The sequence below is a fragment of the Erwinia rhapontici genome (genome assembly GCF_012271765.1).
Classification (GTDB): domain Bacteria; phylum Pseudomonadota; class Gammaproteobacteria; order Enterobacterales; family Enterobacteriaceae; genus Erwinia; species Erwinia rhapontici.
In genome coordinates, this window is the sequence record NZ_VRKO01000016.1 from 776,248 (window position 1) to 799,142 (window position 22,895).

Consider the following 22,895-nt stretch of genomic DNA (forward strand, 5'->3'; position numbering starts at 1 on the left):
CTCAGGTATTCCTGAGTCAATCATGAAACAGGACAAGGACAGGAAGTGACTATGAATCAACACCCTTCGGTCGCGGTACTCGGACTGGGCGCTATGGGCCACGCTTTTGCGGCTAATCTGCTGAAAAAATCATTTCACGTTTCCGGCTGGAACCGCACGCGCGCACGTGGTGATGATCTGACGGCTGACGGGCTGGTGCTGTGTGATACCCCGGAACAGGCGGTGGCAGATGCGGAGGTGATCATCGTGATGCTTTCGGATGGTGCCACCACACTGAAGACCTGTGCGCAGATCCTGCCGGGGCTGAAACCGGGTGCGGTACTGTGCCAGATGGGTACCATCGGCGTTGACGCCACACAGCAGCTGATTGACAGCATTCACCAACAGCGCCCGGATGTGGTGCTGCTGGATGCCCCGGTATCCGGGACCAAAGCCCCCGCAGAGCAGGCACAGATACTGGTGCTGGCCAGCGGCGATCGTCAGCGTGCTGCCGCCATTGAACCGGTTTTTGCAGCGATTTCCAAAGGCGCAAAATGGCTGGGTGAAGCGGGTGCGGGATCAAAAATGAAACTGGTGGCGAACGCCTGGCTGGTTTCCGTGATGCAGGGCGTGGCGGAGAGTACTCAGCTGGCGCAGCAATTTGGCTTCACCCCGGATGATTTCTGGCAGGTACTGGAGGGCGGCCCGCTGGCGGCACCCTATGTGAAAGGCAAGCTGGCGATGATCGCCGCAGGGGAATACCCGGCACAGATGCAGCTCACCTGGGCGCTGAAGGACGCAAGGCTGGCGCTGGATGCGGCGGGCGACCGACCGATGCCTGGGCTGCAAACCATTGCCACCCAGTGGCAGGGTGCCGTCGATGCGGGTTATGGCGATAAAGATCTGTCTGTGGTCTATCGTTACCTGCATGAGCAGCATAAAAAGTAATCTGACAGGCGGGCAGGGCGCCGTGTATAAATCCCTGCAAATCATCATGATATGGTCAATAGCCCATAGTGCTTAGCCGGGTGCTTCATAAATGTGTCAAAGTTTGTTATATTATTAAACTCATATGTTTTATATTTGACTGATTTTTAATGCTTTTATTGCAGTGATTCGTTTCCAGATGAACAGAAAAAAGCAAGGATCACATCATGCTTGATATTCGCTTTCCCACCGCATTACAAATGGTGTTATGTATCGCCAAGGCGGATGGCGAGGGGCAACGTTGCACCAGTAAAATTCTCGCCGATGGTTTAGATGCCAACCCGAGTTTTGTGCGCAAAATGATGGTGCCGCTGACGCGTGACGGCATTATTATCTCGACGCTTGGCCGCTGCGGGACGATCCGTCTTGGACGCCCGGCTGATCGCATCACGCTGTGCGAAATTTATACGTCAGTAATTGAAGATAAACCGTTGATGGCAGGGCGCCCGGACGTTCCGGCGCTGTGCGTGGTCAGCGCAAATGCCTGCTGGTATTTCAAAGAACTGGCAAGAGAAGCCGAGCAGGCGTCTCTCGATGTCCTGGCCAAACGCACGGTCGCTGATGCGCTGCGTGACATCATGCAGCGCGACTGCATCAATCCGGATCAGCGCTGCGCCTCCTGAGCATCGTCTCAAGCCCCTGTACTCACCGCGTGCGGGGGACATTTCTTTCTTAACTTATTTCTGAAAATCCACAATTGACGATCCCCGATCGCGTTAACGATCGCACTTAATGCAACAATAAAACTTGCATTAAAGGGATGGCTGCCTTACCGTAATTAAATGCATTCGTGATAGTTGCTCTTTAGCATTCACCACCAACATTCATTTATAAATAGTGACCAATAAATCAGGGGATTTCCGATGAGCCATGATGATTTTATTAACGATCTCGTCAAGTGGATCGATACACACATTGAAGGGAAAATGGATTTAGACACCGTTTCTGCCCGTGCCGGTTACTCAAAATGGCACCTGCAACGTATGTTTAAACAGCACACCGGCCATGCGCTGGGTGAATATATTCGTGAACGCCGCCTGAAAAAATCCGCTGAACGTCTCGCAAGGGGCGGTGAGCCGATTCTGGATGTGGCTATCAGTTTTGGGTTTGATTCTCAGCAGTCATTTAACCGCAGCTTCAAACGTCAGTTCGGTCAATCGCCGGGCGCATGGCGTCGTCAGGTTCAGATTGCGGCCCACGCAGCCTGATAGCAGCATCCCCCTGACAGGTGAGCGGACAACAGTTTGTCCGCTCACATGAGTCACTTTCGCGTAAGCTGCCCAGCCTTGTGCCCACTGCAAATACCGCCCAGTCCCGATTTCCCCCCCCCCCTCATTTCTGCCGCCACCTTCAGATGATCGTCGCTGACGAAAATAACAATCACGCATTCAGCATTGCAGATTGATGTTATCCATCTATGTATAAACCATTGCCAATATTGATATTTTACCGCCAGCTCAAAACACGGAATATTGTTCTTATAAGACAGCAATAAGGAGAAGGGCAGCGCCCTTCGCCGCGCGTCCTGAACCCGTTACGGAGCAACCATGACCCAGATCACCTCACTACCGATCCTCGACTTCTCGCAGCTGGATGGCAATGCCGAACAGCAGCAGGCGTTTTTACAAAAACTCAGCCGCTCCGCGCGCGATGTCGGTTTTTTCTACCTGATCAATCACGGCGTTGATGCAGCACTGTCGGCGAAGGTACAGCAGTTGTCTCGTCAGTTTTTCGCCCTGTCGGACGACGACAAGCAGCAGGTATCGATGATCCACTCCCCGCATTTTCGCGGCTATAACCGCGCGGGATCGGAACTGACGCGCAGCCAGCCAGACTGGCGTGAACAGTTTGATATCGGTGCTGAACGCCCGGCGCTGGCGCTGCAATCGGGTGAAGCAGGCTGGAAGCGCCTGCAGGGACCGAACCTGTGGCCGGAAGCCTTGCCGGAACTGAAGCCCACGCTGCTGCACTGGCAGCAGGAGATGACCGCCATGTCTCAGCGACTGCTGCGCGCTTTCGCTCAGGCACTTGAGCTGGCCCCGGATGCCTTCGACCCGCTATACGGCGAAAAACCTAACGAACATATCAAGTTGATCCGCTACCCCGGCCAGACGGCAGAAACCACCAGTCAGGGCGTGGGCGCACACAAAGATTCTGGCTTCCTCAGCTTCCTGTTGCAGGACCAGCAGCGCGGTTTACAGGTGGAAGTGGAGCCGGATCGTTGGGTGGATGCTCTGCCTTTGCAGGGGGCTTTTGTGGTCAATATCGGCGAACTGCTTGAGCTGGCCAGCAACGGCTATCTGCGCGCTACCGTCCACCGCGTGGAATCCCCGCCCAACGGGCAGGACCGTCTGTCGATTGCCTTTTTCCTTGGCGCACAGCTGGATGCTGTGGTGCCTGTTTTCACGCTGCCGGAAGAGATTGCCCGCCTGGCACAAGGCCCTGCGAGCGATCCGCTCAACCCGCTGCTGCGTGACGTCGGCTGGAACTATCTGAAAGGCCGGTTGCGCTCCCATCCGGATGTCGCAGCCCGCTGGTATCAGGAATTACAACAACAACAACAACAACAACCTCAACACACCGCTTAATGAAAGGAACTGCAATGATCAAACATGCTCCATTTTCTCTGGCTGGGATCGCGTTATCCATGACACTGGCTTTTTCAGCTCAGGCGGCGGAGGCGCTACGCATCGCGGCTGATGCCGTGCCGCACGCTGAAATTCTTAACTATGTGAAGAAAATTGACCCGTCACTCGATCTCAAAATTATTGAACTGACCAGCGGCGTCAACGCCAACGAACTGCTGGCGCATGGCGATGTCGATGCCAACTATTTCCAGCACGTGCCGTATCTGCGCGATCAGGAAAAAGCGCTGGGGCAGACCTTTACCGTGGCCGCCACGGTGCACATTGAGCCGCTCGGCATCTATTCACATAAAGTGAAAAACCTGAAAGACGTGCCGAACAAAGGGACAGTGGCGGTTCCGAACAACGTCACCAACCTGAGCCGTGCACTTTACCTGCTGCAAAGCGAGGGGCTGATCACCCTGAAACCGGGCTTCAACGATCCGGCAAAAAACCAGGCAACGCCGAAAGATATCGCGACTAACCCGAAAAACCTGAAAATTCTTGAAGTGGAGTCGCCACAGATCCCACGTTCGCTGGATGATGTCGATCTGGCGATCATCAACGGCAACTATGCGCTGGAAGCAGGGCTGAACCCGGCAAAAGACGCACTGGGCCTGGAAAGCGCCAAAAATAACCCATATGCCAATATCCTGGTCACCACACCCAAACTGGCGAACGATCCGCGCATCAAACAGCTGGCGAAAGATCTGGAGTCGAAGCAGGTCGCTGAGTTTATTCAGCAGACTTATAAAGGCTCTGTGATCCCGGTCGCAGGGAAATAATATGATTGATATCGAGAATGTCACCCGGCGCTACAGCCCAGACCAGCGCCCGGCGCTGGATAATGTCTCGCTGACCATCCCCGATGGTTCGATATTTGGCATTCTCGGCCGCAGCGGGGCGGGGAAAAGTACCCTGATCCGCTGTCTTAATCTGCTTGAACGCCCCGACGCCGGTCGGGTACTGGTCGATGGACAGGACATTACCCGCCTGAGCCAGGCCGCCTTGCGCCAGCAGCGGCAGCGCAGTGGGATGATTTTTCAGCATTTCAATCTGCTGCACTCGCGCAGCGTGGCGGGTAATGTGGCTGTACCGCTGGAAATTGCCGGGGTGAAAGCCTCACAGCGGCGGGTACGCGTGGCAGAGCTGCTGGATTTAGTCGGGTTGAGTGATAAAGCGAACGCCTTTCCTACTCAGCTTTCCGGTGGTCAGCAGCAGCGGGTCGGTATTGCGCGGGCGCTGGCTGCACAGCCGGGATATCTGCTCTGCGATGAAGCAACAAGCGCCCTCGACGTGGAGACCACGGCATCGGTGCTGGCGCTGTTACAGCAGATTAATCAGCAGTTTGGTCTGACCATCGTGATGATCACCCATCAGCTGGAGGTAGTGAAAGCGATTTGCGATCGTGCTGCGCTGCTGGAGGGCGGTAAGATCGTTGAGAGCGGGGCGCTGAGCACGCTCCTGCGTCAGCCGGACTCAGTACTGCGTAAAGCATTGCTGCACGATCCGCAGGCAGAACACCGTTTCCTGCAACGTCATGGCATCCACGGAGGTGACCTGTGCGCGGTAGCCTAGACCTGAATGAGCTGTGGGAACTGATGTCGGCGGCCACGCTGGAAACCCTGTATATGGTGGCGCTGGCCGGGCTGTTTACGTTTCTGATCGGCCTGCCGCTGGGTGTGCTGCTGAAGGTCGGGCGTCACGACGGTATTCTGCCGCTGCCGCGCCTGAATGCGCTGCTGGGTGCGGTGGTTAACGTCGGTCGTTCTCTGCCGTTTGTGGTGCTGCTGATTGCGCTGATCCCGCTGACGCGCATCATTGTCGGGACCACGCTGGGCAGCAGTGCGGCTGTCGTGCCGATCACCATTGGTGCCATCCCGTTTTTTGCCCGCATCGTCGAAAACGCGCTGGATGAGGTCAATAAAGGACGGATTGAAGCCATCGTGTCAATGGGCGGTAGCGGCTGGCATGTGGTCAGCAAAGTCCTGTTGCCGGAAGCGTTACCCGCGCTGCTGGCAGGCATGACGCTGACGCTGGTGATGCTGATTGGTTTCTCTTCGATGGCAGGCGTGATTGGCGGCGGCGGGTTAGGCGACCTGGCTATCCGCTACGGTTACCAGCGTTTTAATCAGCCAGTGATGATTGGCACCGTGGTCGTTTTGATCCTGCTGGTGCAGGCCGTACAGATGGTGGGCGATCGCCTGGTGCGACAGCTGGCTCATCGCCGTTAATTCAGCAAAATCTGGCGCACGCATAGTATACTGTCTGAATTCGCTTCATTTTTTTCCTTCAGACAGGATTGGTCATGGAAATACGGAACGTTAATCGGGCGCAATTATGCCAGGTCACCAGCTACGGCCTGATTTTTATTGCGCTGTTCGCCATCTTCCCGCTGCGTTTGTTGCCCTGTTTTCTTGCCGGCTTTATCGTCTATGAAACCATTCTGGCCCTGACGCCCTTAGTGGAACGTCTGGTGAAGGGGCCGATTGCCCGCTGGATCAGCATTATGTTTCTTAGCGTGGTGATTATTCTTTCGCTGGTCACCGGCATCACCAAGCTGATCGGCTTCCTATTGCATGACTTCCAGAACCCTGCCGCCTTCCACGCCACGGCCAGCAAACTGCTGGAGGATGCCCAGCACACGCTGTCGCCCGTGATTACGCGCTATCTGCCTTCGGACATCGATGAACTGCAGAACCAGGTAGTGACCTGGCTGCGTGAACATCTGGTGGTGGTGCAGACCTTTGGCCGCAGTGCGGCACATACCTTTGCCACCATGCTGATTGGCATGCTGTTGGGCGCGATCATCTCACTGCGCACCAGCAGCGGAATCCGCCCTGAAGCGCCGCTGAAGCAGGCGATGCTGGACCGCTTAACCACCCTGGCGGCGGCGTTTCACAATGTGGTGTTTGCACAGATTAAAGTGTCGCTGGTCAATACCATCCTGACCTGCGGTTTCCTGTTCGGCGTGTTGCCGATGTTTGGCCTGCATTTCCCGTTTGCTAAAACCGTCGTGGTGCTGACCTTTATCGCCGGGCTGCTGCCGATTATCGGTAATCTGATTTCCAATACGGTGATTGTGCTGATCGGTCTTTCTATCTCGCTGGAAGCCGCGCTGATTGCCCTGATTTACCTCGTGCTGATCCACAAGCTGGAATACTTTATCAACGCGCGGATTTTTGGCAGCCGCATCAGCGCCAAAACCTGGGAGATCCTGTTAGCGATGCTGGTTTTTGAATCGGCCTTTGGCCTGGCCGGCGTGGTGGCCGCCCCGGTCTATTACGCCTACCTGAAAGCGGAGCTGCGTGCCAGCAGACTGATTTAGGGCTATTTTACTTGCGCTATGCTGGCCGGGAAACTTCCCGGCCCTGACGGATAATCCATGTCGTTATTGACCACGCTGCTTCATCAGATCTTTATTTCCATGCCGCTGTTTGTGCTGATCGCTCTGGGATGGCTGCTGGTGCGCTGGCGTCAGTGGCCGGAGAGTATCACCAGCGCCATTAACCGGCTGGTGTTCCGCGTGGCGCTGCCTGCCATGCTGTTTCGCCTGATGTGCGACTTCAGTGATGGGCCGTCGGTGGATGCCCGCCTGCTGATTGCCTTTTTCGGCGGCTGTCTGCTGGTGTTTATCATTGGCCGGATTGTGGCATCTAAGGTGTTTAAGCTTGATGGCGTGGCCGGTTCGGTGTTTGCCCTCGGCGGGATTTTCTCCAATAATGTGCTGCTGGGCCTGCCCATTGCCCGCGTGATGCTGGGTGACGAGGCGATCCCCTCCGTTGCGCTGGTGCTGGTGTTTAACGGCTTAATTCTCTGGACGCTGGCCACCGTTTCGGTGGAGTGGTTCAGGCATGGGGCGCTTAACCTGAAGGGCTTCGGTAATACCGCGCTCAGCGTACTGAAAAACCCCCTGATTATCGGCATCCTTTCCGGCACCTTGTTCAGCCTGACCGGGCTGCCATTGCCTGTCTTCGTTGATCAGCCCGTGACCATGCTGGGGCAGATCGCCGTGCCGTTGGCGCTGGTGGCACTGGGCATGAGTCTGGCGAGTTACCGGATTAAAGAAGGGCTGGCCATCAGCTATGCGCTGAGCGCCATTAAGCTGATCGTGCAACCCCTGGTCGTGTGGGGCCTGGCCTGGATGATTGGGCTGCCGCCGATGGAAAGTAAAGTGGTGGTACTGCTGGCCTCCATGGCCGTGGGCGTGAACGTGTATCTAATGTCGCAGCAGTTTAACGCGCTGACCGGACCTGCGGCGACCAGCATGTTGCTGACCACGCTTTTTTCGGCAATTACCACGCCAATTCTGATGCTTACGATGGATTGGGTGTATGGGTGAGTGAGGGAAAATGTGGGGGTGAGAAAGCTCTTCTGCAAAACCCCTGCAAAACTCTTCTGCAAAACCAGGCAGTTTTATACCGCCACGACCTTCCATTCCTTACCCCGATCATCATTATATTTATCAGTCATTGTCCTGCTTTTATGGCCCAAAAGAGTCTGTGTATCGATACCCTGATCCCGGTATAAGCGTTCTGATAATGAGCGCTGTTCATGGAAGCTTGGTGGCGTTCCAGATGACCAGGACAGCTCAGACTTATCACGAGCCCTTGAGAAGGTAATTGTTATCGAAACCTTTTTAAGCTTCTCGCCGGGTTTGCAATTCCCCTGAGAATGCCGCTGATGCAATATCCACGGGCTAAGAATTGAGTCCCTGCAAATCGCGATCACCTCTCTCAATGACATTCCGATAGCATCGCAACGAAGCGAAAGCGGTATAGCAACTTTTGATCCGGTCTTCTCCTGAACTATATGCAGGGCATCATCCCAAATGTCAGAAAATTTCATTTCAGAAATATCACCAACACGCTGCCCGGTAACAAGAGCGAGTAGCATCGCCCGTGATACCCATGGTTGCATCTTTTCGGCTTCGGCATAGATGACATGCCACTCTTCGAGAGAAAGGCGTTGCCGGTTAACCCGGGCTTTAGGATTTTTGGTTGCTAGGGCAGGGTTATAGCCCGGTGGAACTTCTCCGGCATGCTGTGCTTCTCTGAATACGTCAATCAGCACAGACCTGCTCAGCTGGGCCATCCTTGGCACGCCGCGTGTAACGTATTCATCAATAATTACGGCGATGTCCCTTGTACCCACTTCATTTAGTGGACGAATACCGCATTGTGTGACCAGCGATCTGAGTGCTGACTCTCTGCCTGCTGCGGTAGCCGGTTTGATTTCCCCAGCTGCGACTTTGCGAACGAGGATCTTGCTATACTCTTCTACCCATGACTTTGTGGTAATGCTCTTGCCACTGCTTTTAGCTATCTGCTCCCGTGCCCTGAGCATGTTCGCCATCTGATTCTCAGCTAACCGACTGTTAGCCTCAACGGCTATTACCTTTGCTGTAGCTTCATCGGTGCCGAGGCCGTGAAACTTCCCGGTCACAGGGTGTTTGTAGCGCCAATACACCTTTTTGGTTCGAGCATCGGTATAGCATGACAGCCCGGCGATGCTTACGTTGTATTTACGTGGACGTGCCATCAGCAAGAATCCTTTTCAGTCGGTCATCATCATTGTTTTTTATCGTGGGCTTGATGCCATATCCCACAAATCGAGCAGTACGTTCTACACGCCAGCAACGCCCAGCTTTAAAAGGAGAGGGGGATATCATGCCATTTTTTGCGTACTTTAAAAGGGATGGCATGCTGGGGATCGGCTCGTCGAATTCTTCCTTTGCCCAGTCCTGTAATTTGATAGTTCTGCTCATAGAAATGGCCTCACTATAATGGTGATTGACGGTCGTTGAGTCGGTCACGCTACTTTCTCCTCTGTAATGCACATTTCTGGCAGGTTGGCGCGCACAAGCGCTTCGGCGAATGGAGGCGGCACGGCGTTGCCGCAGCGGGCAACTTGTTTATCTTTCGCGTATTTGTTGCCACGGTAGTCCTGATCAATCACGTACCATGCTGGGAAGCCCTGAGCGGCATACAGCTCTTTCGGCTGCAGCATGCGCATGCCGATATCAACGATCCGGTATGTCACGCCATCAATCAGAACGAACTCATTCAGCCCATGCTGGCGCAGGAACTCGCTGACCAACGCCGCGCGCACCTCGTCATAGTCCTGCATTGCCAGACTGGTCTGGATTTCGCCGAAGTGCTGACCGCCAGCTGTGACCGTTTGCAGCGGTGTGTCGGTGGGCTGTCCGGTGTTGGTGCCGCGCATTTTGATGACGCTCGACGTCACCAGGGCGTGGTGATCCGTGGTTGTGACGGTGTGCATGGGGCCATCCAGAGGCGCACCTGGCCCGGTATAGTTCCCACCGAAGTGCTTGGCCAGAAACGCGCTGGCAATCGCAAACTTATTGCCGCCGGCAGTGACGGTTCCTGTAGGTTTATGCAGGTCCAGTACACGTGGAGCCTGGCCGACACGCTCGCCGTATCCCATCTGGATTAGCGTCGGGCAAACCAGTTGGCTTTTACCGCCGCCGCCGGCAGTAACTGTCCCGGCAGGCTGGTCGATTGCATGACCGATGCTTGCGCCGAACTGACGGGCAATAACTGGCGCAATCACGCATGAGTGATTAGTGTTAACAACGGTATTCATCGGTTGATCAACGCTGCGCGGCTTCGCTGAGTATTTCGGGCCGCCGGCGCCAGCGGTAAACGGTACCAGTTTGGGATTAACCACAGCGTAGCCCGTCTTTTTCGTGATGGTCTGTAGCGGCGCATCCAGACCCTGGCCCCGGAAAGTGTCATAACTGGTTTTGCTGCTGGTGTGGTTGCACTTCACGATGAAAGGCGTGGGGTTGTCGATCACGAAGCGCTGAATGCCACGGGCAATGCGCTTAAGCGTATTTTCAGCCAGCGGCTTTTTACGGGAGAAAATCGACGGGCAGGGCAATGACCAGTCGATGCATTCGGCGGCAGTGCGCCACGGTTTGAGCTGGCCGCTTTGCACCGGCAGTGATTTCGGGTCACCGTGCGACTGTTCCGGCCAGACTATCGGCTGCCCGTCGCAGCGCATCACCATGAAGAAGCGTTTGCGGATCGTCGGCGCGCCGTAATCGCAGGCCTGCAACTCCCGGTATTCGACGGTGTAGCCCAATCCAGTAATGAGCCGCTGTGCCGCCGGACTGTCCCGGCCGATCTGCAGGAAATCGCACACTTCATCCAGCGCCGGGTGGTCTGCCTGTACGCCAGTGCTGAGCATACCGACGAACGCGGCGAATGTTTCGCCAGCATACGACGGGTCAGGGCGTTCTTCATTTTCCAGAAGCGGCCCCCAGGTCTGAAATTCTGTAACGTTTTCCAGCATGCCTACGCGGAAATTGGTATCCAGCGCCCAGCGCAGGACAATCCATGCTAATCCACGGATCTCCTTCTTCACCGGGGTGCTGCCTTTCGCTTTCGAGAAGTGGCGGCAGTCCGGGGAGAACCATGCCAGCCCCACTGGCGCGCCGCTGGTGGCTGCCACAGGGTCAATATCAAACACCGATTCGCAGTAATGCAGCGTGTCGGGGTGGTTTGTTGAGTGCATTGCGATGGCGTTCTGGTCGTGGTTGATAGCGATATCCACGCTGCGCCCGGTTGCCATTTCAATGCCGGTACTGGCTCCGCCGCCGCCGGCGAAGTTATCTACGATGATTTCACGCATTCGGGAATTCCTTAAAAGTTGATGCCAGTGACTGAGCCATAACGATGATCCTGCCGGATGGCGCGCGGTCCAGCAGTAGATGGTTGATGTGCTGCATAACTTTGCGGTTTTTGTCTGATGGCAGATCTGCGAGGTGTTCTATTCCCCGAGCAATGCGGTGCACTTCTTCTGGCCAGACGTCGTTTTCGGTTTCCGGCAGCGGCTGGGCGGCGGGTGCTGGTGGAATCATTCTGGCCGCCGCCAGCTCAATCTGCCGCATGAACGCGGCGCCGCGCGCTTCGAGTTCATCGCGGCTCACGTAATCAAACTTGGGCCCGCGCCACGTTTTATCGAACACTGCGATTGCCGCGCCGAATCCGGCGGATGATTCCGCCGGCTGACCCTCTTCCGGACGGTACCACACCGGCAGGTCAAAGCTGATGCGCCCGCGAATGAATGCGACGTGATCCGCTTCTTCCGGCCACCAGACCTCTCCTGTTGCCGCTTTAATCAGAAAAACATAGCGGCCACCGGCTTCACGCATGGCAAGCGTGTGAGCCATGATGTGGCGCATGCCGGTGATGTACTGGCCGTCGTGCTGGCTGGCTCGGGAATATGGCGGATTTGCGTAGCCAGCGCCGTTCAGTTCCGCCAGGCGTGCACTCCAGTCCTGAGTGAGCGCGTTATCCTCGGCACTGTAGAACGCTTCACACTTGGCATTGTCACGATCGGCGAAAAGGTCTAGCACGAACGGGCCAAATTTTGAGTTGATGCCCCACCACAGCCGATCCGGTGACCGCCACTGGTCGCCGACCTCCTTCAGCTTGTGCGTGGGCGCTGCGCGAAGGGCTTCGAGAGCTGCGCAGTACGGGTGAATAATCATTTGAGGGTTAGCTCCGCAATCAGGGCCGCGATAAGCAGCAGGATCAGCACGGCAGCCGGGCAGGCGCCGTCATAGGAAAGTTTGTGGCGCGCAGGTGGCGCCGGAATTTTTTTTCATGTGATGAGGGGCGTAAAAAAACCGCCAAGGTGGCGGTTAGTTTTTTAGTATGAGCTGTGAACTTGTATTTATTAATTATTAATTATCATGTTATCCCAACTATTGTTAACAATACTTTTGGGGCTATGAATGCAAAAATAAAAAGAAAAAGCATAAATGCACAATGTTTTACGAAGGATGTGCTGGTGAAATATTCACCACCTTTGCTTATACCTGCCATGAAGACAAAAATGAAGCTTAATGTACACGACCAAAGTATAAGAATAATTGCTAACGCGGTGCTAAGCTGCATATCTTTAGAGAAGATATTTACAGATATCGAAATGAAAGTAAAGAACGAAGCAAATAATGCGATTACAGCAAGAATTGAATTTCTGGCATTTACTACTTCCCCCTCGAAGGATTTAACGCTTTCATTCAGTCTTTCTTCAGCATCAAAAATTAAAGTGTCAAATTCAGTTAATTTAGCTTGTTGCGTTGTTATCATTCCCATTAATTTAGTGGACATGATTTTGCTTTTTTTTATTTCTTTTTTATTTTCAGATAGACTTACCTCAAAGCCAGATATCTTTACTGACGCGTCGTTCCATAAGGTAAAAATGGCATGGTTAAAACTTTGATTCGGACTTGTAATGTTCGAGGTTGAGTTTTTTTCAGAATTTTCTGTGTTATTGGTGTTGATGTTTTTTGTATTACTAATGAAATCGATAGGGCTATTTTCTTTAGCTCCTCCATGGAGGGTATGCAAAAGATCCCCATTAGTGGTGTTTTTCTTATTTGTTTGAAATTTAAGAAAATTGTTGTTGGTTGAAGAAGCAACGCTTTCGATTTCATTGTCTGAATTTAACTGCAACTTCCCAGTATTAGTACTGGGTGAGTTAATAAAGCTAATTCCATTCCGGTCCTTGTTATAATCAATTGAGTTTGATTGAACTAGGGGGATAAAATTTTTTAAGCCTTTTTTAGAAGATTTCATTTCCCCCCCCCTATTCAGGAATACTCACTTTATCCCTAAATGTCTCAATGACAACATTTATATTGTTATGAGATGAATAATCATCTTCCATACTAGTGTTAATATCAACTTGCTTAACAAGAATTATTTCGTTGCCATCTATGCTCTTCCCTGTGTTGTAAGTGGTTATGTTGTTAAGTTGCACATTATCATTAAAGAGTGGTCTGTTGTAAGAAATGGAAACATCACTGAGATCTTCTGTTTTTTTGATTCTTTCTGAATTTAAAAATCTATCGGCAATGTATTTATTAGGGTTCTCAGCGTCAATAAATCCAATTGCAACCAAACCAATTCTGTTGATTTTTTTATTTATTTTTTCATGTGCATCACAAATGCTCTTAATCATGGAGCAAAAAGAATTCATGTCGAACTTTTCATCAACGGTACTATGGTCATAATAAAAGTCACAACGCAAATTTGAGCACTGAAGGCGAAATTTATTGTCAGTTGAATGCAATTGCAATCTAGGTATTTCTGCAGGGGCATCTTTTGGTAAAAAACCAAAAGATTGAGCATTTTCGAGTGTTACATTTAAGATTTCTTTAATGGATTTTTTGAAGAAATAAGAGAGCCCATCAAAGTCTAAATTTACTTGATCTTTATAAAACACTGCCATTTGGGCCTGAAGAATCTTCACTGGGGTTGTCCTTTTTTTAAACAAATCTTTGTGGTTATTATTACAAAAACCTATCTTAAATGAAAGATCATTGAAAATGAATAATAATTCAGGATATTGCATGATGATTAAAAACGATTATTGTTACTGAGAACCATGAATGGATGGTAAGTGCACAAAGACCTGTATTCCAATCTTGTAACTTCATCAACATCTAGCACAAGTTGAGCTTGTGCTCACTGGAATGAGATGTCGCTGGCTGCTGCGCTGCTTTACATTCCGCTGCTGACGTCCCCATCAGGCGCACGCTCGCATAGCGGTGTAGTGACCAGCGCTGAAGAAATCCATGATTGAAACGCCCAGAGCCTCCGCATATTTCTCGCATGTCGAAATACTGGGTTTATCGTGAGCCATTACGCCATGAACTGAGCGAACGGGGATCCCCATGCGCTTGGCAACCTCATTTAACGGTATGTTGTGAGTAAGAGAAAGGTTTTGAACTGCTAGGCTGAACGAGAACTTTCCCGGCTCTGCCGATGGCGGTTGCTTCTGCTTCAGGCTGCTCAACGCAATCTGGTGCAGGGCTAATGTTGTTTCCATAAAGTCAGCCGATGGAGCGTTACGCGCAATGGCGATTTTAAGCTGCGACATGCGCAGCTCACATTCAGCAATCAGTAAGGGTGTATTCATGCTGCCTGCTCCTTCATGAAAGCAATCCAGTGAGTATTGGCACGCTTGCCGGATGGATGACCAAATGCAGGCTTCTCTGGCGTCAGCGCCAGTATTTCCCGCGTCGCTATCTGGGTTTCATTCCACTTAAAAATGAGAGTGCCGCCCGGACGGAGAACACGGAATGCCTCACGGAAGCCAGTGGCAAGGTCATCGCGCCACGTTGCTTTGTTCAGAACGCCGTATTTGGCGCGAAGCCAGCTGGTTTCGCCTGCATATTCGAGGTGCGGAGGATCGAACACTACAAGGTTGAATGACTCATGCTCGAACGGCAGGGCGCGGAAGTCAGCGACCATATCAGGTGCGATACTCAGTGACCGGCCATCACAAAGCGTGTGCTGTTCGCTTCGGATATCGCAGAACATGACGCGCGGATCGGTGCGGTCGAACCAGAACATTCGGGATCCGCAGCACATGTCCAGAATGGATTTTTTCATCCCTACGGCTCCCAGTAGCTGAGTTCTTCATCGACGTGCCAGCACGCATCGCCCTGGTCTTCGAAAGGAGGCTCACCGCTTTTCTGCCGCTCCTCGATAGTGACTTCGGAGTTACGGCTGCAGAACTCTTTCCACTGCTTGCGGCCTTTTTTCCAGCCCCGGTGCCAGCCCAGTGCTTTCGTTTCGATACGCCAGGCACGGTTGGCCAGCTGCATTTGAGTTTTAGGCATTGGATTCCTCTCTGGTGCGTGGCGCACCGCGATATTCAGGATGTGGACGGTGTTTCGGCGGTGCTATGGCGTGCTTGATTGCTGCCTGCCATGTGGCGCGGTTATTACGCAGCCAGCGCCCGCCGTTCACATCAAAGAAACCATCTGGAACTGGATGGGATAGAGGTTCTAGCACATCACATGGGACGGCTATGGTGTTCTCGCCATCGTTGTAATAGCTGAGGTGGGCCTTTATCTGGCTGTCGGTGTAGCGCCCGGCAGCGGCCATACGACCGCGATAGCCGGAGTCGTCAGGCGCCCATAAAATGATGTACGGGGATCTGCGTTGAGTGTGCGCGATGCTCAAAACGAAATATTCACGCTCAGACATTGGTTCTCCTTCGAAGCGTTGATCGCCAGTCCCGAAAGAGACGCACCCGGGCATTGCCGGGCCGTTAAGCGTCAGAGAGTTGGCGGGGAGTGGGGATCAGGAAGATAAGAAATGGTGAGGGCTAATTTTTATTGCCATATGCTGACTGCATTTCAGCATATATAGCGCTGCCATCATCATCAGGGTCATCATAGGCATTAGCCCAGTCATGCCAGTTGTTGGCAAAGGCTTGCCACTTTTGCCCGTGCTCCAGCATAAGGTCGATTTTTTCGTCAACTTCGAACCCGGGAATTGCTCTAACCATTCGCAGGCAACGACCGAAATCATCTGGATCACGCGGATAAGCAAACTCTGGTTCAGGGAATCCATCTTCACTGAGCACCCAGGCCATATATTTGCTGCTAATACCAACATCATCACTGGACAGCCATGCGGTCAGGCCCATTCCGCTACTGGCTTTAACGATCGGTTTGGCGAACTCTTTCACCAGGCCATCCGCGGCTGCGATAACTGCATTCATCAGACGAGGTTCTGCGGGAAGCCCCGGATGCTGTCGGCATACTTCATTATTAATCGCTGTGAACAAGCTGATTTGGTCGAGTTTATAGCTCATGATTAGCGATCACCTTTCGACTGGTTATACCGGTTCAGGAACAGCACTCGCGCCTGGCGGGGGAGTAGCTGCGACACGATGAAGTCAGCGCAGGGGATGTCTTCGAGAGCAGGCCAAGGCGTGCCGTCATCCATATCGAAGTCGCGGCGCTCAGTGGCCAGCATAATCAGGTCGGCGTATTTGACCGGAGAGGACATCGCTGGTGGCAGGCCGAACTTACTGCGGATCACCGCATCAACTCGGTCCTCAATCACGCGGTACTCCGGTATCAGCGCTTTGAGCGGCGTGCTTATGTCGTTGCAGTAAGCCTCCGCCGCATCGTGCAGCAGCGCCTCTAGGGCGAACTCTGGCGGCACAAGGTAGCTGACGTGCACCGAGTGCTGGGCCACGCTGTAAAAGTCCTGGAGGTGGCCCGTAAAGCGGCAGATATTCGACAGCGCGGCGGCGATATCTTCGATGTTGATGCTGGACGGGTCGGTATCGGTAAAGCTGAAGTGATGTCCGGAAAGGGTGTTAATCCACGTCATACCGTTGGTTCCTGTGCTGCGTTGCGGCGGGCGGTACCGGCGCAGAACTCCGCGCGCTGTTCTGCCCAAAGGATGTTATGGCCGGTGGCTGCACGGGATGCTTGCTGCCACTGGTGGGCCGCTTCTGAGAAACAGCCTTTCTTCTCGCTATCAGCGGCCTGCTGAGCGAGGTTTTTATAGGTCAGTCGCATAAATGCTCCAGAAAGCCCCCGTAGGGGCTGCAAGCTGGGGATCAGAAGGGAATGTCGTCGTCGAAGGGAGGCGGTGTTTGCTGCTGCTGTCCGACATTTCGTGATCCAGCATTGCGCTGCAGGTTTGACTGCTGATGCTGGTTCTGCTGCTGATTACCGAGCATAGAGCGCTGCTGGTTGCCGAGCTGGCCGCTTATTGCCGGGCCACCACCGCCACTCTGTGAGCGCTCATCTTTATCAGTCAGCGATGCGACCAGTTTATCGACCACCTCTGCTGGCAGGTTTTCGACAGCCTCTCGGTATGTTTTGCGCGTTTTGGTACCGAATGCCTGGCGAATTTCGAAACGGTAGCCGTCTTTACCGTCATTTTTGGTGTAAAGAACCTTCTGCAGGACGAAACCGATGGGCTTGCCTTCCAGTTCTTTGCAGTGGTACTCAATTTCCCCCTGCTCATTGCGCACTTCGGTAGCATGCAGAGCGGTTACTTTGGTCAGCCCCATGATGGCGTTGATCATCGCGGTACCGCCACGAAGCGGAGTTCCATCGCGCCCAATGTAAGACAACCGGAGATAGTTGATGCTGCCCACGTCGGCATCAAGCGTGAATTCCATCGACTGTGACTGCGAGTCTGTGTCACGCGCTGAAGTGAATACTGCAGTTTTAATAGTGCCGGCGTAGGTGCCGCCTTCGGATGCACCGGAAGGCCCAGCCGCTTTAGCTGAGTCTGCGTCAAAGGTAAAAATAGGTTGCTGCATTATGCGGTTACTCCGTTGTTGAGTTCATAGTAGTCCCTGATCGCCGCATCAACGGTTGCCAGGTCATTAGGGATTTGGAAATCTTCAAACAGTCCGATGGGAGATTTAACCGGGTCGGTGCCGTCTGACTGAGTGGTGAAGTGGTAACGGCCATCAGTAACCGATGTGCGCAGGGCGATGGTAAACATGCCCTCTACCGTTATTTTTTCGTCCAGCATTTTGCCGATGGTTTTCATCTTGATGCGGCCAGTGGCGGTTTCTTCCGTGTGCGCCAGGAAGTAAACGATCAGCTCGTCTTCCGCCTGCTGCGCCGCCTTCACGACGTCCCATGCACCACCACCGATTTCGGTGAACTTCTCGAATGATTTTTCGCTGCGGCGCCGCATGAATGAGTTGCCCATCACATACTGGAAGTCGTCTATCACGACGAATTTACGTCCGGCCCGGCGGGCGTGGGTGATAATCATCACGATGTCGGAAGCCAGATCCGTGTGGAAGACGTTGCCCGTTTTGGCAACGAAATCGCGCTTTACCCAGCCTTTCGACTTAAATGGGAGCCGTTTGTTTTCTGGGTTAATCAGGAAGCCTTCTTCAGGATTGAGGTGCATCATGCTGGCCGACTTGCCAGACCCTGAGTCACCCAGGATAAGTACTGGGATACCCATATTAGCCTCCTGCTTGCAGGTAATGCCGCATGGTGAACTCCTGATCCTCGTCCAGCTCCATGTTCGCCAGGCACCATTTGAGATAGCCCCGGTCAGTGGCTCCAATCTCCTCAAATGACTTACCCTTGTGCTTGCCGAACCGCATGGCGTGAAGCAGGGAAGGCCGTGCCGTAATCTCACGCATCTGAGCGATGGTGAAMCGGGCGTGCTGGTTAATMGAAATGAGGATYGCYGCKGTCACGTAGCAGTCATACAGCGCRCGGTGAGCATGCAGGCCTTCCGGCACGTTCGCATTCACMTGCAGGTGATAGCGCAGGTACTGGTTGCCGTGGCTCTCCAGTTCTGGCCAGAGTTTGCGCGCCAGCTTCAWTGTGCARATCCACGGTGCGGTGATTTGTGGCAGCTTGCTGCGGTCAAATTTCGCGTTGTGGGCTACGTATACGTCAGCGCCGAGGTAACGACCGATAACCGATTCGATAGGCGGCGCACCGGCGACATCCTCGTTCGTGATGTGATGGATTGCCATGGAGCCAATGCTGATAGGTTCAGGCGGCTTAACGAAGTCGCTCATTGGGTTGCAGATCACACCGTCGACGATATCGACGCTGGCAATTTCACAGATGCCACCTTCCAGGCTGGTTGTTTCGGTATCAGTCACACGTAATACTGGCATGCTGTTCTCCGGTGAGTTGATCGGCAGCAGCATCGCGCTGTGCCAGCTGGTGGTCCAGCTGCTCTAAATCGGCAGGGCCAAGTTGATGTTGTTCGCACAGCGTCAGAATTGTGCTGAACGCCAGGTTGCGCATCGCTTCGTGCAATGAGAATTCAGTGGGGATAAGCGTTATCGACATAACATGTACGTCGCTGTGAAGATAAGCAGGGCGGCCAGCACCGGATTCGTCCAGTGCCGGGTCTGTGGCTTGAAGTCGTCGCCCGTAAGCCGGTGGCGAAACTGCATGCGGTCAATCGGTTTCATGATGCTTTCCTCATTGTGAGGCGCGTTCTCGTTTGTGACGGCACGCGAATGGTCTGCTGATAGCGCTTMGCACATTCAGTGTCAGCGCAGAATTCATGTGCTTCGGCCCGGTCCCAGAATTCGATCAGCTTTTTTCTGATGTCGCCTGGCTGCCGGAACTTGCCGCAGTATTTGCACATCACCGCATCGATAAATTCGGTACCGCATTGCAGAACCGTTGACTCGCAGTGCGTCTGCTCCTTGCCTTCCGGATCGAGATAGTCAACGAACGTTCTCTCGTCGCCCTTATAATCCGGTCGGATGCTGCAGTTACTGAAGGTGACCAGCTGGCTGCCCAGCCGGATCGGGGTGCCCGGCGGCAACTCAGCCAGGCGTTGAGTGGTCAGTTTTGGAATGGCTTGCACGGACACCTCCGTTAGTTAAATGAATGGCAGCACAACCATCGCCAGCACCAGAGACAGGCCAGCGAGGAAGGCAAGCGCGAGGCAAATTTCCATAGGGTTCTCCAGTGAGAGGCGAAAAAAAGCCCCCTGAGGCGGGGGCAAAGGCTACACAGCAATGGTTGGGATTGTGCCTGCCGGAATCGAACCGGCCCCAGTCGGGATCAGCGCTGGTCATACCCATACGACACAACGAGGAGAGCACTGGCGGGACTGTCGGACTGTGTAAGCTGCGCCAGCTAGATCACCGCCAATGCTCTTTTCGTTGGGTGCCGGGGTGATGCCCGGCTTCTTGCCGCCTTTACTTTTAAGCCCAATGCACTGCTGCGGTTCTCCGGGCTGTCTTCACTACTTTTTCTTTTTCAATACAGGCCAAATCAAACCCACAACACCGATAACAAACACAGCATCGGAGACGGTTGATAAAATGCGACTGGTGAAATCAACCGCGATGACCAGAAAAAGAAGCACAGCAACGCCTGCATAGCGCAGCCTGTCGATCACAGATACTGGTCCAGGGACAATTGAAGCGCCTGAGCAATTTTCTTCAGCTGCTTCTCTTCTTCTTCACCGATGCCGTCCTGATCTGCGATATCCAGACACAGGCACAGAACGCTCACTGCATCAGCGGTTCCGGCTACGTCTGCCAGCTCAGTAATTGCCTGTGCGTTAGCACTGCGCGGTGATGCATCGTAACGAGCGCGGATGTTGCTGCTCATTTGGGCAATTTCACCAGCGAACGGGGCGAATGCAGGCAGTGCAGCAATCGTCTTCTCAAGGATGGCGATCTCTTTCGCATCACAAGTTCCGTCGGCGTATGCGATGGAGTAGGCGCCCCAAACGGTGGCTTCAACCGCGTCGCGATTTTCCATCTTCTTCACTTCTGCCACTGCTTTTCGTGCTTTCTTCTTGAATAATCCAAACATTTTTATTTCCTTCATGGTGGTGGAGTAGTTCTCTTTGATGCTGCGCCAGACCACGCTATCAGCCTAAGTCCCGGCCTTTCGGTCCGGCTATGACTGCCTCACTGGTGCTGGCGCAGCTCAAAGAAAACTGCACCCCATCATCGGGGCGCTTCAATTTGCACAGCAGCCCGTTGTGGTTACGGGTTCCCCTCCGCGAACTATCACCCGCAGATGATTCGCCCGCCTGCCTGGTATCCTTACCGGCGCTATTTCATTTTGCCGGGAGCGTTGGCCGCTTCTGGCTGCTGTGAAAACCGAGTTGTTAAAGAGCGGGTCAGCGTTCTGCGGTGGGCTGCGTCGTGCTGATGGAGTGAATTTATCTCAAAGATAAATATTGGTAAATAGCAAAATGATAAATAATTATGCATTCAAAATTATCCATTTGATAAATAAAGGATTATAAATTTATCTTTAAATTATGCAGACGTAAAAAAACCCGCCGTAGCGGGTTTGATTGGGAAACTAATTATCTTTTTTTCGTTTTAACCGAGGCGCGTGTAGTTCATTTCCCACTTCCCAACTACAAATCCTTGGATGTGAAGTTGGCTTTCGTCATCAGAACCTATCTCCCAACGGTCGTATGTCTTATTGTCACTGATCACCATCAGGCGATCTTTAAGCCATTGCAGTCTCTTTATGTGGACGCTGTCACCATATGAGAAAGCATAGATGCCATCACTAACAAATCGGTTAACAGTCACATCAAGCACGACTAACTCACCAGGTTCAACAGAACCACGCATGCTATCGCCTACAGCCGTTGTGATCTTTAAGGAGGCGGCAGGGCGCCCGCCGAACATGCGCTTTGCATATTCTGGATCAATTTCAATTGACTGAATTATATCCGGATACTCACTATTCATTCGCCCTCCACCACAACTAAATTCGGTATCTAGTTGCTCTATCCTGTATGTATGATCAGTATAGTTTTTAGAGAGATTTAGCAAGGAGTATTCCTTGTTGTTTCCCGCACCAGAGGCCGAATCTAAAAATTCATGTGGCACATCAAGCCAGCCTCTGCCAAGCCCCAGGGATTCTTCAACACGTCTCGCCACAACGTCACCGATGTTCCGTACAGGCTTAGAAGATGCGACCTGACTTAACTGGCTAGCAGGCATGCCAACGTCATCAGCGAAGTTTGCTTTAGATTTACCTGACCGCACGTACTCGTCCATCAGGTAGCGCAAATTTATGCGTCTTATTTCTTTAGTTTCCATCCCTTCATCATCCCAACTTTTATCTAAATGATAAATGTGCTTGCTGATAAATCGTGTTGCGGTAAATTTATCATTAAGATAAACTCGAATTTATCATCCATTGCAGGGTATTGCTTATGAGTAATGAACTACTCCGCTGGCGCCGGGAATCTTCTAATGAAGATTGGGAAGCCTTGGCCGCTTTAGCTAAAACCTCCGTTGGTTATCTGGATCAGATTGCGTATGGCTTTCGCCGTGCCTCTCCAGACAAAGCGTCTGATATCGAAAGTGCTTCAAAGCAGTTCGAAAAATATCAGCCAGTAACCAAAGAGAATCTTGTATTCGCAGCAGCAAGAAATAGCGCTGCATAACCAACCAGTAAACAGGGAAAATTATTAATGAATTCAATTGCAACCACACGCAACGTTAAGGCGCGTGAAATTCAGAGCGAGATTTTAAGCCGCATCGCCGTGCAGGGGGTTACGGCAGTTGCGAAGCAGATCGGCGTTGATAAGTCCCAGGTAAGCCGCTGGCAGAGTAAGGGCGGTCTGGTTGAGAAGGCCAGCCAACTGCTTGCGGTGATCGACTTTCAGAAGCCTCAGGGTTTGGTGCTTTTCCAGGGGGAGGACACAGCAGACCTTGCTCGCGGTCTTGTCGCGATGCTGGATCACCTGCGGAATCATGCCGGAGGAACTGGTGGATGAAGACCGTTTTGTTGAAACCGATCAGCCATACCGCGATCACCGGGGAGTTGTTGTGCGCGTCATCAGCTATGACCGCCAGGAGCGCAGGATTATTTTTATGCGGCCCAATTACCCGCATCCATGCTGCGTGCCGAAATGGTATTTCGAGAAATTTTTCAGGAAGTACGAAGGGAAAGGTGAAGGCTGAACAGGTAGGACTGAACAGCCGGGTACCACATTGCTTAGCTATAGCGAGGTCAAT

The 22,895-nt window shown here is 52.8% G+C and carries 34 protein-coding genes; 12 read left to right on the top strand and 22 right to left on the bottom strand.

Translation table 11 applies throughout. The features are described from left to right. The first annotated feature begins 51 nt into the window (after positions 1–51). From FVB43_RS20590 to FVB43_RS20630, 9 genes are all read left to right on the top strand, one after another. Positions 52–927 carry an NAD(P)-dependent oxidoreductase gene (locus tag FVB43_RS20590; RefSeq protein WP_133845001.1) on the top strand — a complete coding sequence of 292 codons (876 nt, stop codon included), beginning with the start codon at positions 52–54 and terminating at the stop codon, positions 925–927. A gap of 206 nt (positions 928–1,133) precedes the next feature. Continuing rightward, complete coding sequence (locus tag FVB43_RS20595; RefSeq protein ID WP_133845000.1) at positions 1,134–1,589, top strand: RrF2 family transcriptional regulator; 456 nt, start codon at positions 1,134–1,136, stop codon at positions 1,587–1,589. 240 nt (positions 1,590–1,829) lie between these two features. Beyond that, on the top strand, positions 1,830–2,174 hold the full coding sequence (locus FVB43_RS20600; RefSeq protein WP_133844997.1) for a helix-turn-helix domain-containing protein: 345 nt from the start codon (positions 1,830–1,832) through the stop codon (positions 2,172–2,174). 339 nt (positions 2,175–2,513) lie between these two features. Next, positions 2,514–3,554, top strand: coding sequence for an isopenicillin N synthase family dioxygenase (locus tag FVB43_RS20605; protein WP_167864644.1), 1,041 nt, complete (start codon positions 2,514–2,516; stop codon positions 3,552–3,554). A 14-nt stretch (positions 3,555–3,568) separates the two neighbouring features. After that, a complete protein-coding gene (locus FVB43_RS20610; protein WP_133844993.1) occupies positions 3,569–4,375 on the top strand; it encodes a MetQ/NlpA family ABC transporter substrate-binding protein in 807 nt (268 codons plus the stop codon). 1 nt (position 4,376) lies between these two features. Then, complete coding sequence (locus FVB43_RS20615) at positions 4,377–5,168, top strand: methionine ABC transporter ATP-binding protein (RefSeq protein ID WP_133844991.1); 792 nt, start codon at positions 4,377–4,379, stop codon at positions 5,166–5,168. 23 nt (positions 5,169–5,191) lie between these two features. Then, complete coding sequence (locus FVB43_RS20620) at positions 5,192–5,824, top strand: methionine ABC transporter permease (protein ID WP_167864770.1); 633 nt, start codon at positions 5,192–5,194, stop codon at positions 5,822–5,824. A 74-nt stretch (positions 5,825–5,898) separates the two neighbouring features. After that, entirely contained in the window at positions 5,899–6,918 is a 1,020-nt protein-coding gene (locus FVB43_RS20625; protein WP_133844989.1) for an AI-2E family transporter, read from the top strand. 57 nt (positions 6,919–6,975) lie between these two features. Next, positions 6,976–7,932, top strand: coding sequence for an AEC family transporter (locus tag FVB43_RS20630; RefSeq protein ID WP_167864645.1), 957 nt, complete (start codon positions 6,976–6,978; stop codon positions 7,930–7,932). 74 nt (positions 7,933–8,006) lie between these two features. Here FVB43_RS20630 and FVB43_RS20635 read toward each other — a convergent pair whose 3' ends face one another. The 22 genes from FVB43_RS20635 to FVB43_RS20735 all read right to left on the bottom strand — a co-directional run bounded on the left by FVB43_RS20635 (position 8,007) and on the right by FVB43_RS20735 (position 21,971). Continuing rightward, positions 8,007–9,131: a phage integrase Arm DNA-binding domain-containing protein gene (locus FVB43_RS20635; RefSeq protein WP_167864646.1), complete on the bottom strand. Its 1,125-nt coding sequence runs from the start codon at positions 9,129–9,131 to the stop codon at positions 8,007–8,009. After that, on the bottom strand, positions 9,115–9,405 hold the full coding sequence (locus FVB43_RS20640) for an excisionase (protein WP_420361211.1): 291 nt from the start codon (positions 9,403–9,405) through the stop codon (positions 9,115–9,117). Before FVB43_RS20640 ends, FVB43_RS20635 begins: the two co-directional genes overlap by 17 nt. Then, entirely contained in the window at positions 9,402–11,246 is a 1,845-nt protein-coding gene (locus FVB43_RS20645) for a DNA cytosine methyltransferase (RefSeq protein WP_167864647.1), read from the bottom strand. The genes FVB43_RS20640 and FVB43_RS20645 overlap by 4 nt, the downstream gene beginning before the upstream one ends. Then, positions 11,239–12,108, bottom strand: coding sequence for a phage N-6-adenine-methyltransferase (locus FVB43_RS20650; protein WP_167864648.1), 870 nt, complete (start codon positions 12,106–12,108; stop codon positions 11,239–11,241). The genes FVB43_RS20645 and FVB43_RS20650 overlap by 8 nt, the downstream gene beginning before the upstream one ends. Positions 12,109–12,310: 202 nt before the next feature. Next, positions 12,311–13,201 carry a hypothetical protein gene (locus FVB43_RS20655; RefSeq protein ID WP_167864649.1) on the bottom strand — a complete coding sequence of 297 codons (891 nt, stop codon included), beginning with the start codon at positions 13,199–13,201 and terminating at the stop codon, positions 12,311–12,313. 10 nt (positions 13,202–13,211) lie between these two features. Next, complete coding sequence (locus FVB43_RS20660) at positions 13,212–13,877, bottom strand: hypothetical protein (RefSeq protein ID WP_167864650.1); 666 nt, start codon at positions 13,875–13,877, stop codon at positions 13,212–13,214. Positions 13,878–14,153: 276 nt separating this feature from the next. Beyond that, complete coding sequence (locus FVB43_RS20665; protein WP_167864651.1) at positions 14,154–14,546, bottom strand: helix-turn-helix domain-containing protein; 393 nt, start codon at positions 14,544–14,546, stop codon at positions 14,154–14,156. Further along, positions 14,543–15,022 (bottom strand): class I SAM-dependent methyltransferase, encoded by a 480-nt coding sequence (locus FVB43_RS20670; RefSeq protein WP_167864652.1) that lies wholly within the window; start codon positions 15,020–15,022, stop codon positions 14,543–14,545. The genes FVB43_RS20665 and FVB43_RS20670 overlap by 4 nt, the downstream gene beginning before the upstream one ends. A 2-nt stretch (positions 15,023–15,024) precedes the next feature. Further along, positions 15,025–15,252 (bottom strand): hypothetical protein, encoded by a 228-nt coding sequence (locus FVB43_RS20675; protein WP_167864653.1) that lies wholly within the window; start codon positions 15,250–15,252, stop codon positions 15,025–15,027. Next, positions 15,245–15,622, bottom strand: a complete 378-nt coding sequence (locus FVB43_RS20680; protein ID WP_167864654.1) for a hypothetical protein — start codon at positions 15,620–15,622, stop codon at positions 15,245–15,247. Before FVB43_RS20680 ends, FVB43_RS20675 begins: the two co-directional genes overlap by 8 nt. Before the next feature lie 121 nt (positions 15,623–15,743). Beyond that, positions 15,744–16,235, bottom strand: coding sequence for a hypothetical protein (locus FVB43_RS20685; protein ID WP_167864655.1), 492 nt, complete (start codon positions 16,233–16,235; stop codon positions 15,744–15,746). 2 nt (positions 16,236–16,237) lie between these two features. Continuing rightward, positions 16,238–16,762, bottom strand: coding sequence for an HD family hydrolase (locus FVB43_RS20690; protein ID WP_167864656.1), 525 nt, complete (start codon positions 16,760–16,762; stop codon positions 16,238–16,240). Then, complete coding sequence (locus tag FVB43_RS20695) at positions 16,759–16,953, bottom strand: ANR family transcriptional regulator (RefSeq protein ID WP_167864657.1); 195 nt, start codon at positions 16,951–16,953, stop codon at positions 16,759–16,761. The genes FVB43_RS20690 and FVB43_RS20695 overlap by 4 nt, the downstream gene beginning before the upstream one ends. Before the next feature lie 41 nt (positions 16,954–16,994). Then, positions 16,995–17,708 carry a hypothetical protein gene (locus tag FVB43_RS20700; RefSeq protein WP_167864658.1) on the bottom strand — a complete coding sequence of 238 codons (714 nt, stop codon included), beginning with the start codon at positions 17,706–17,708 and terminating at the stop codon, positions 16,995–16,997. Beyond that, the gene (locus FVB43_RS20705; protein WP_167864659.1) at positions 17,708–18,373 is read right to left on the bottom strand and encodes an ATP-binding protein; all 666 of its coding nucleotides are present in this window, start codon (positions 18,371–18,373) and stop codon (positions 17,708–17,710) included. The genes FVB43_RS20700 and FVB43_RS20705 overlap by 1 nt, the downstream gene beginning before the upstream one ends. A 1-nt stretch (position 18,374) precedes the next feature. Then, positions 18,375–19,046, bottom strand: coding sequence for an exodeoxyribonuclease X (exoX, locus tag FVB43_RS20710; RefSeq protein WP_167864660.1), 672 nt, complete (start codon positions 19,044–19,046; stop codon positions 18,375–18,377). Then, the gene (locus FVB43_RS20715; RefSeq protein ID WP_167864661.1) at positions 19,024–19,224 is read right to left on the bottom strand and encodes a hypothetical protein; all 201 of its coding nucleotides are present in this window, start codon (positions 19,222–19,224) and stop codon (positions 19,024–19,026) included. The genes exoX and FVB43_RS20715 overlap by 23 nt, the downstream gene beginning before the upstream one ends. Further along, a complete protein-coding gene (locus FVB43_RS24770) occupies positions 19,215–19,349 on the bottom strand; it encodes a hypothetical protein (RefSeq protein ID WP_277950374.1) in 135 nt (44 codons plus the stop codon). The genes FVB43_RS20715 and FVB43_RS24770 overlap by 10 nt, the downstream gene beginning before the upstream one ends. Further along, positions 19,346–19,753, bottom strand: a complete 408-nt coding sequence (locus tag FVB43_RS20720; protein WP_167864662.1) for a hypothetical protein — start codon at positions 19,751–19,753, stop codon at positions 19,346–19,348. Before FVB43_RS20720 ends, FVB43_RS24770 begins: the two co-directional genes overlap by 4 nt. Before the next feature lie 384 nt (positions 19,754–20,137). Continuing rightward, the gene (locus tag FVB43_RS20725) at positions 20,138–20,293 is read right to left on the bottom strand and encodes a DUF3927 family protein (RefSeq protein ID WP_167864663.1); all 156 of its coding nucleotides are present in this window, start codon (positions 20,291–20,293) and stop codon (positions 20,138–20,140) included. Next, positions 20,290–20,715 (bottom strand): tellurite resistance TerB family protein, encoded by a 426-nt coding sequence (locus FVB43_RS20730; protein ID WP_167864664.1) that lies wholly within the window; start codon positions 20,713–20,715, stop codon positions 20,290–20,292. Before FVB43_RS20730 ends, FVB43_RS20725 begins: the two co-directional genes overlap by 4 nt. Positions 20,716–21,236: 521 nt before the next feature. Continuing rightward, a complete protein-coding gene (locus FVB43_RS20735) occupies positions 21,237–21,971 on the bottom strand; it encodes a S24 family peptidase (protein WP_159337992.1) in 735 nt (244 codons plus the stop codon). 116 nt (positions 21,972–22,087) lie between these two features. On the opposite strand from FVB43_RS20735, the gene FVB43_RS20740 reads away from it, so the two are divergent. The 3 genes from FVB43_RS20740 to FVB43_RS20750 are packed head-to-tail and all read left to right on the top strand — an operon-like array spanning position 22,088 to position 22,841. Further along, a complete protein-coding gene (locus tag FVB43_RS20740) occupies positions 22,088–22,321 on the top strand; it encodes a transcriptional regulator (RefSeq protein ID WP_159337993.1) in 234 nt (77 codons plus the stop codon). Between the two features lie 27 nt (positions 22,322–22,348). Next, positions 22,349–22,654 (top strand): CII family transcriptional regulator, encoded by a 306-nt coding sequence (locus tag FVB43_RS20745; protein WP_159337994.1) that lies wholly within the window; start codon positions 22,349–22,351, stop codon positions 22,652–22,654. Continuing rightward, on the top strand, positions 22,647–22,841 hold the full coding sequence (locus FVB43_RS20750; RefSeq protein WP_242462171.1) for a DUF4222 domain-containing protein: 195 nt from the start codon (positions 22,647–22,649) through the stop codon (positions 22,839–22,841). The genes FVB43_RS20745 and FVB43_RS20750 overlap by 8 nt, the downstream gene beginning before the upstream one ends. Positions 22,842–22,895 lie beyond the last annotated feature (54 nt).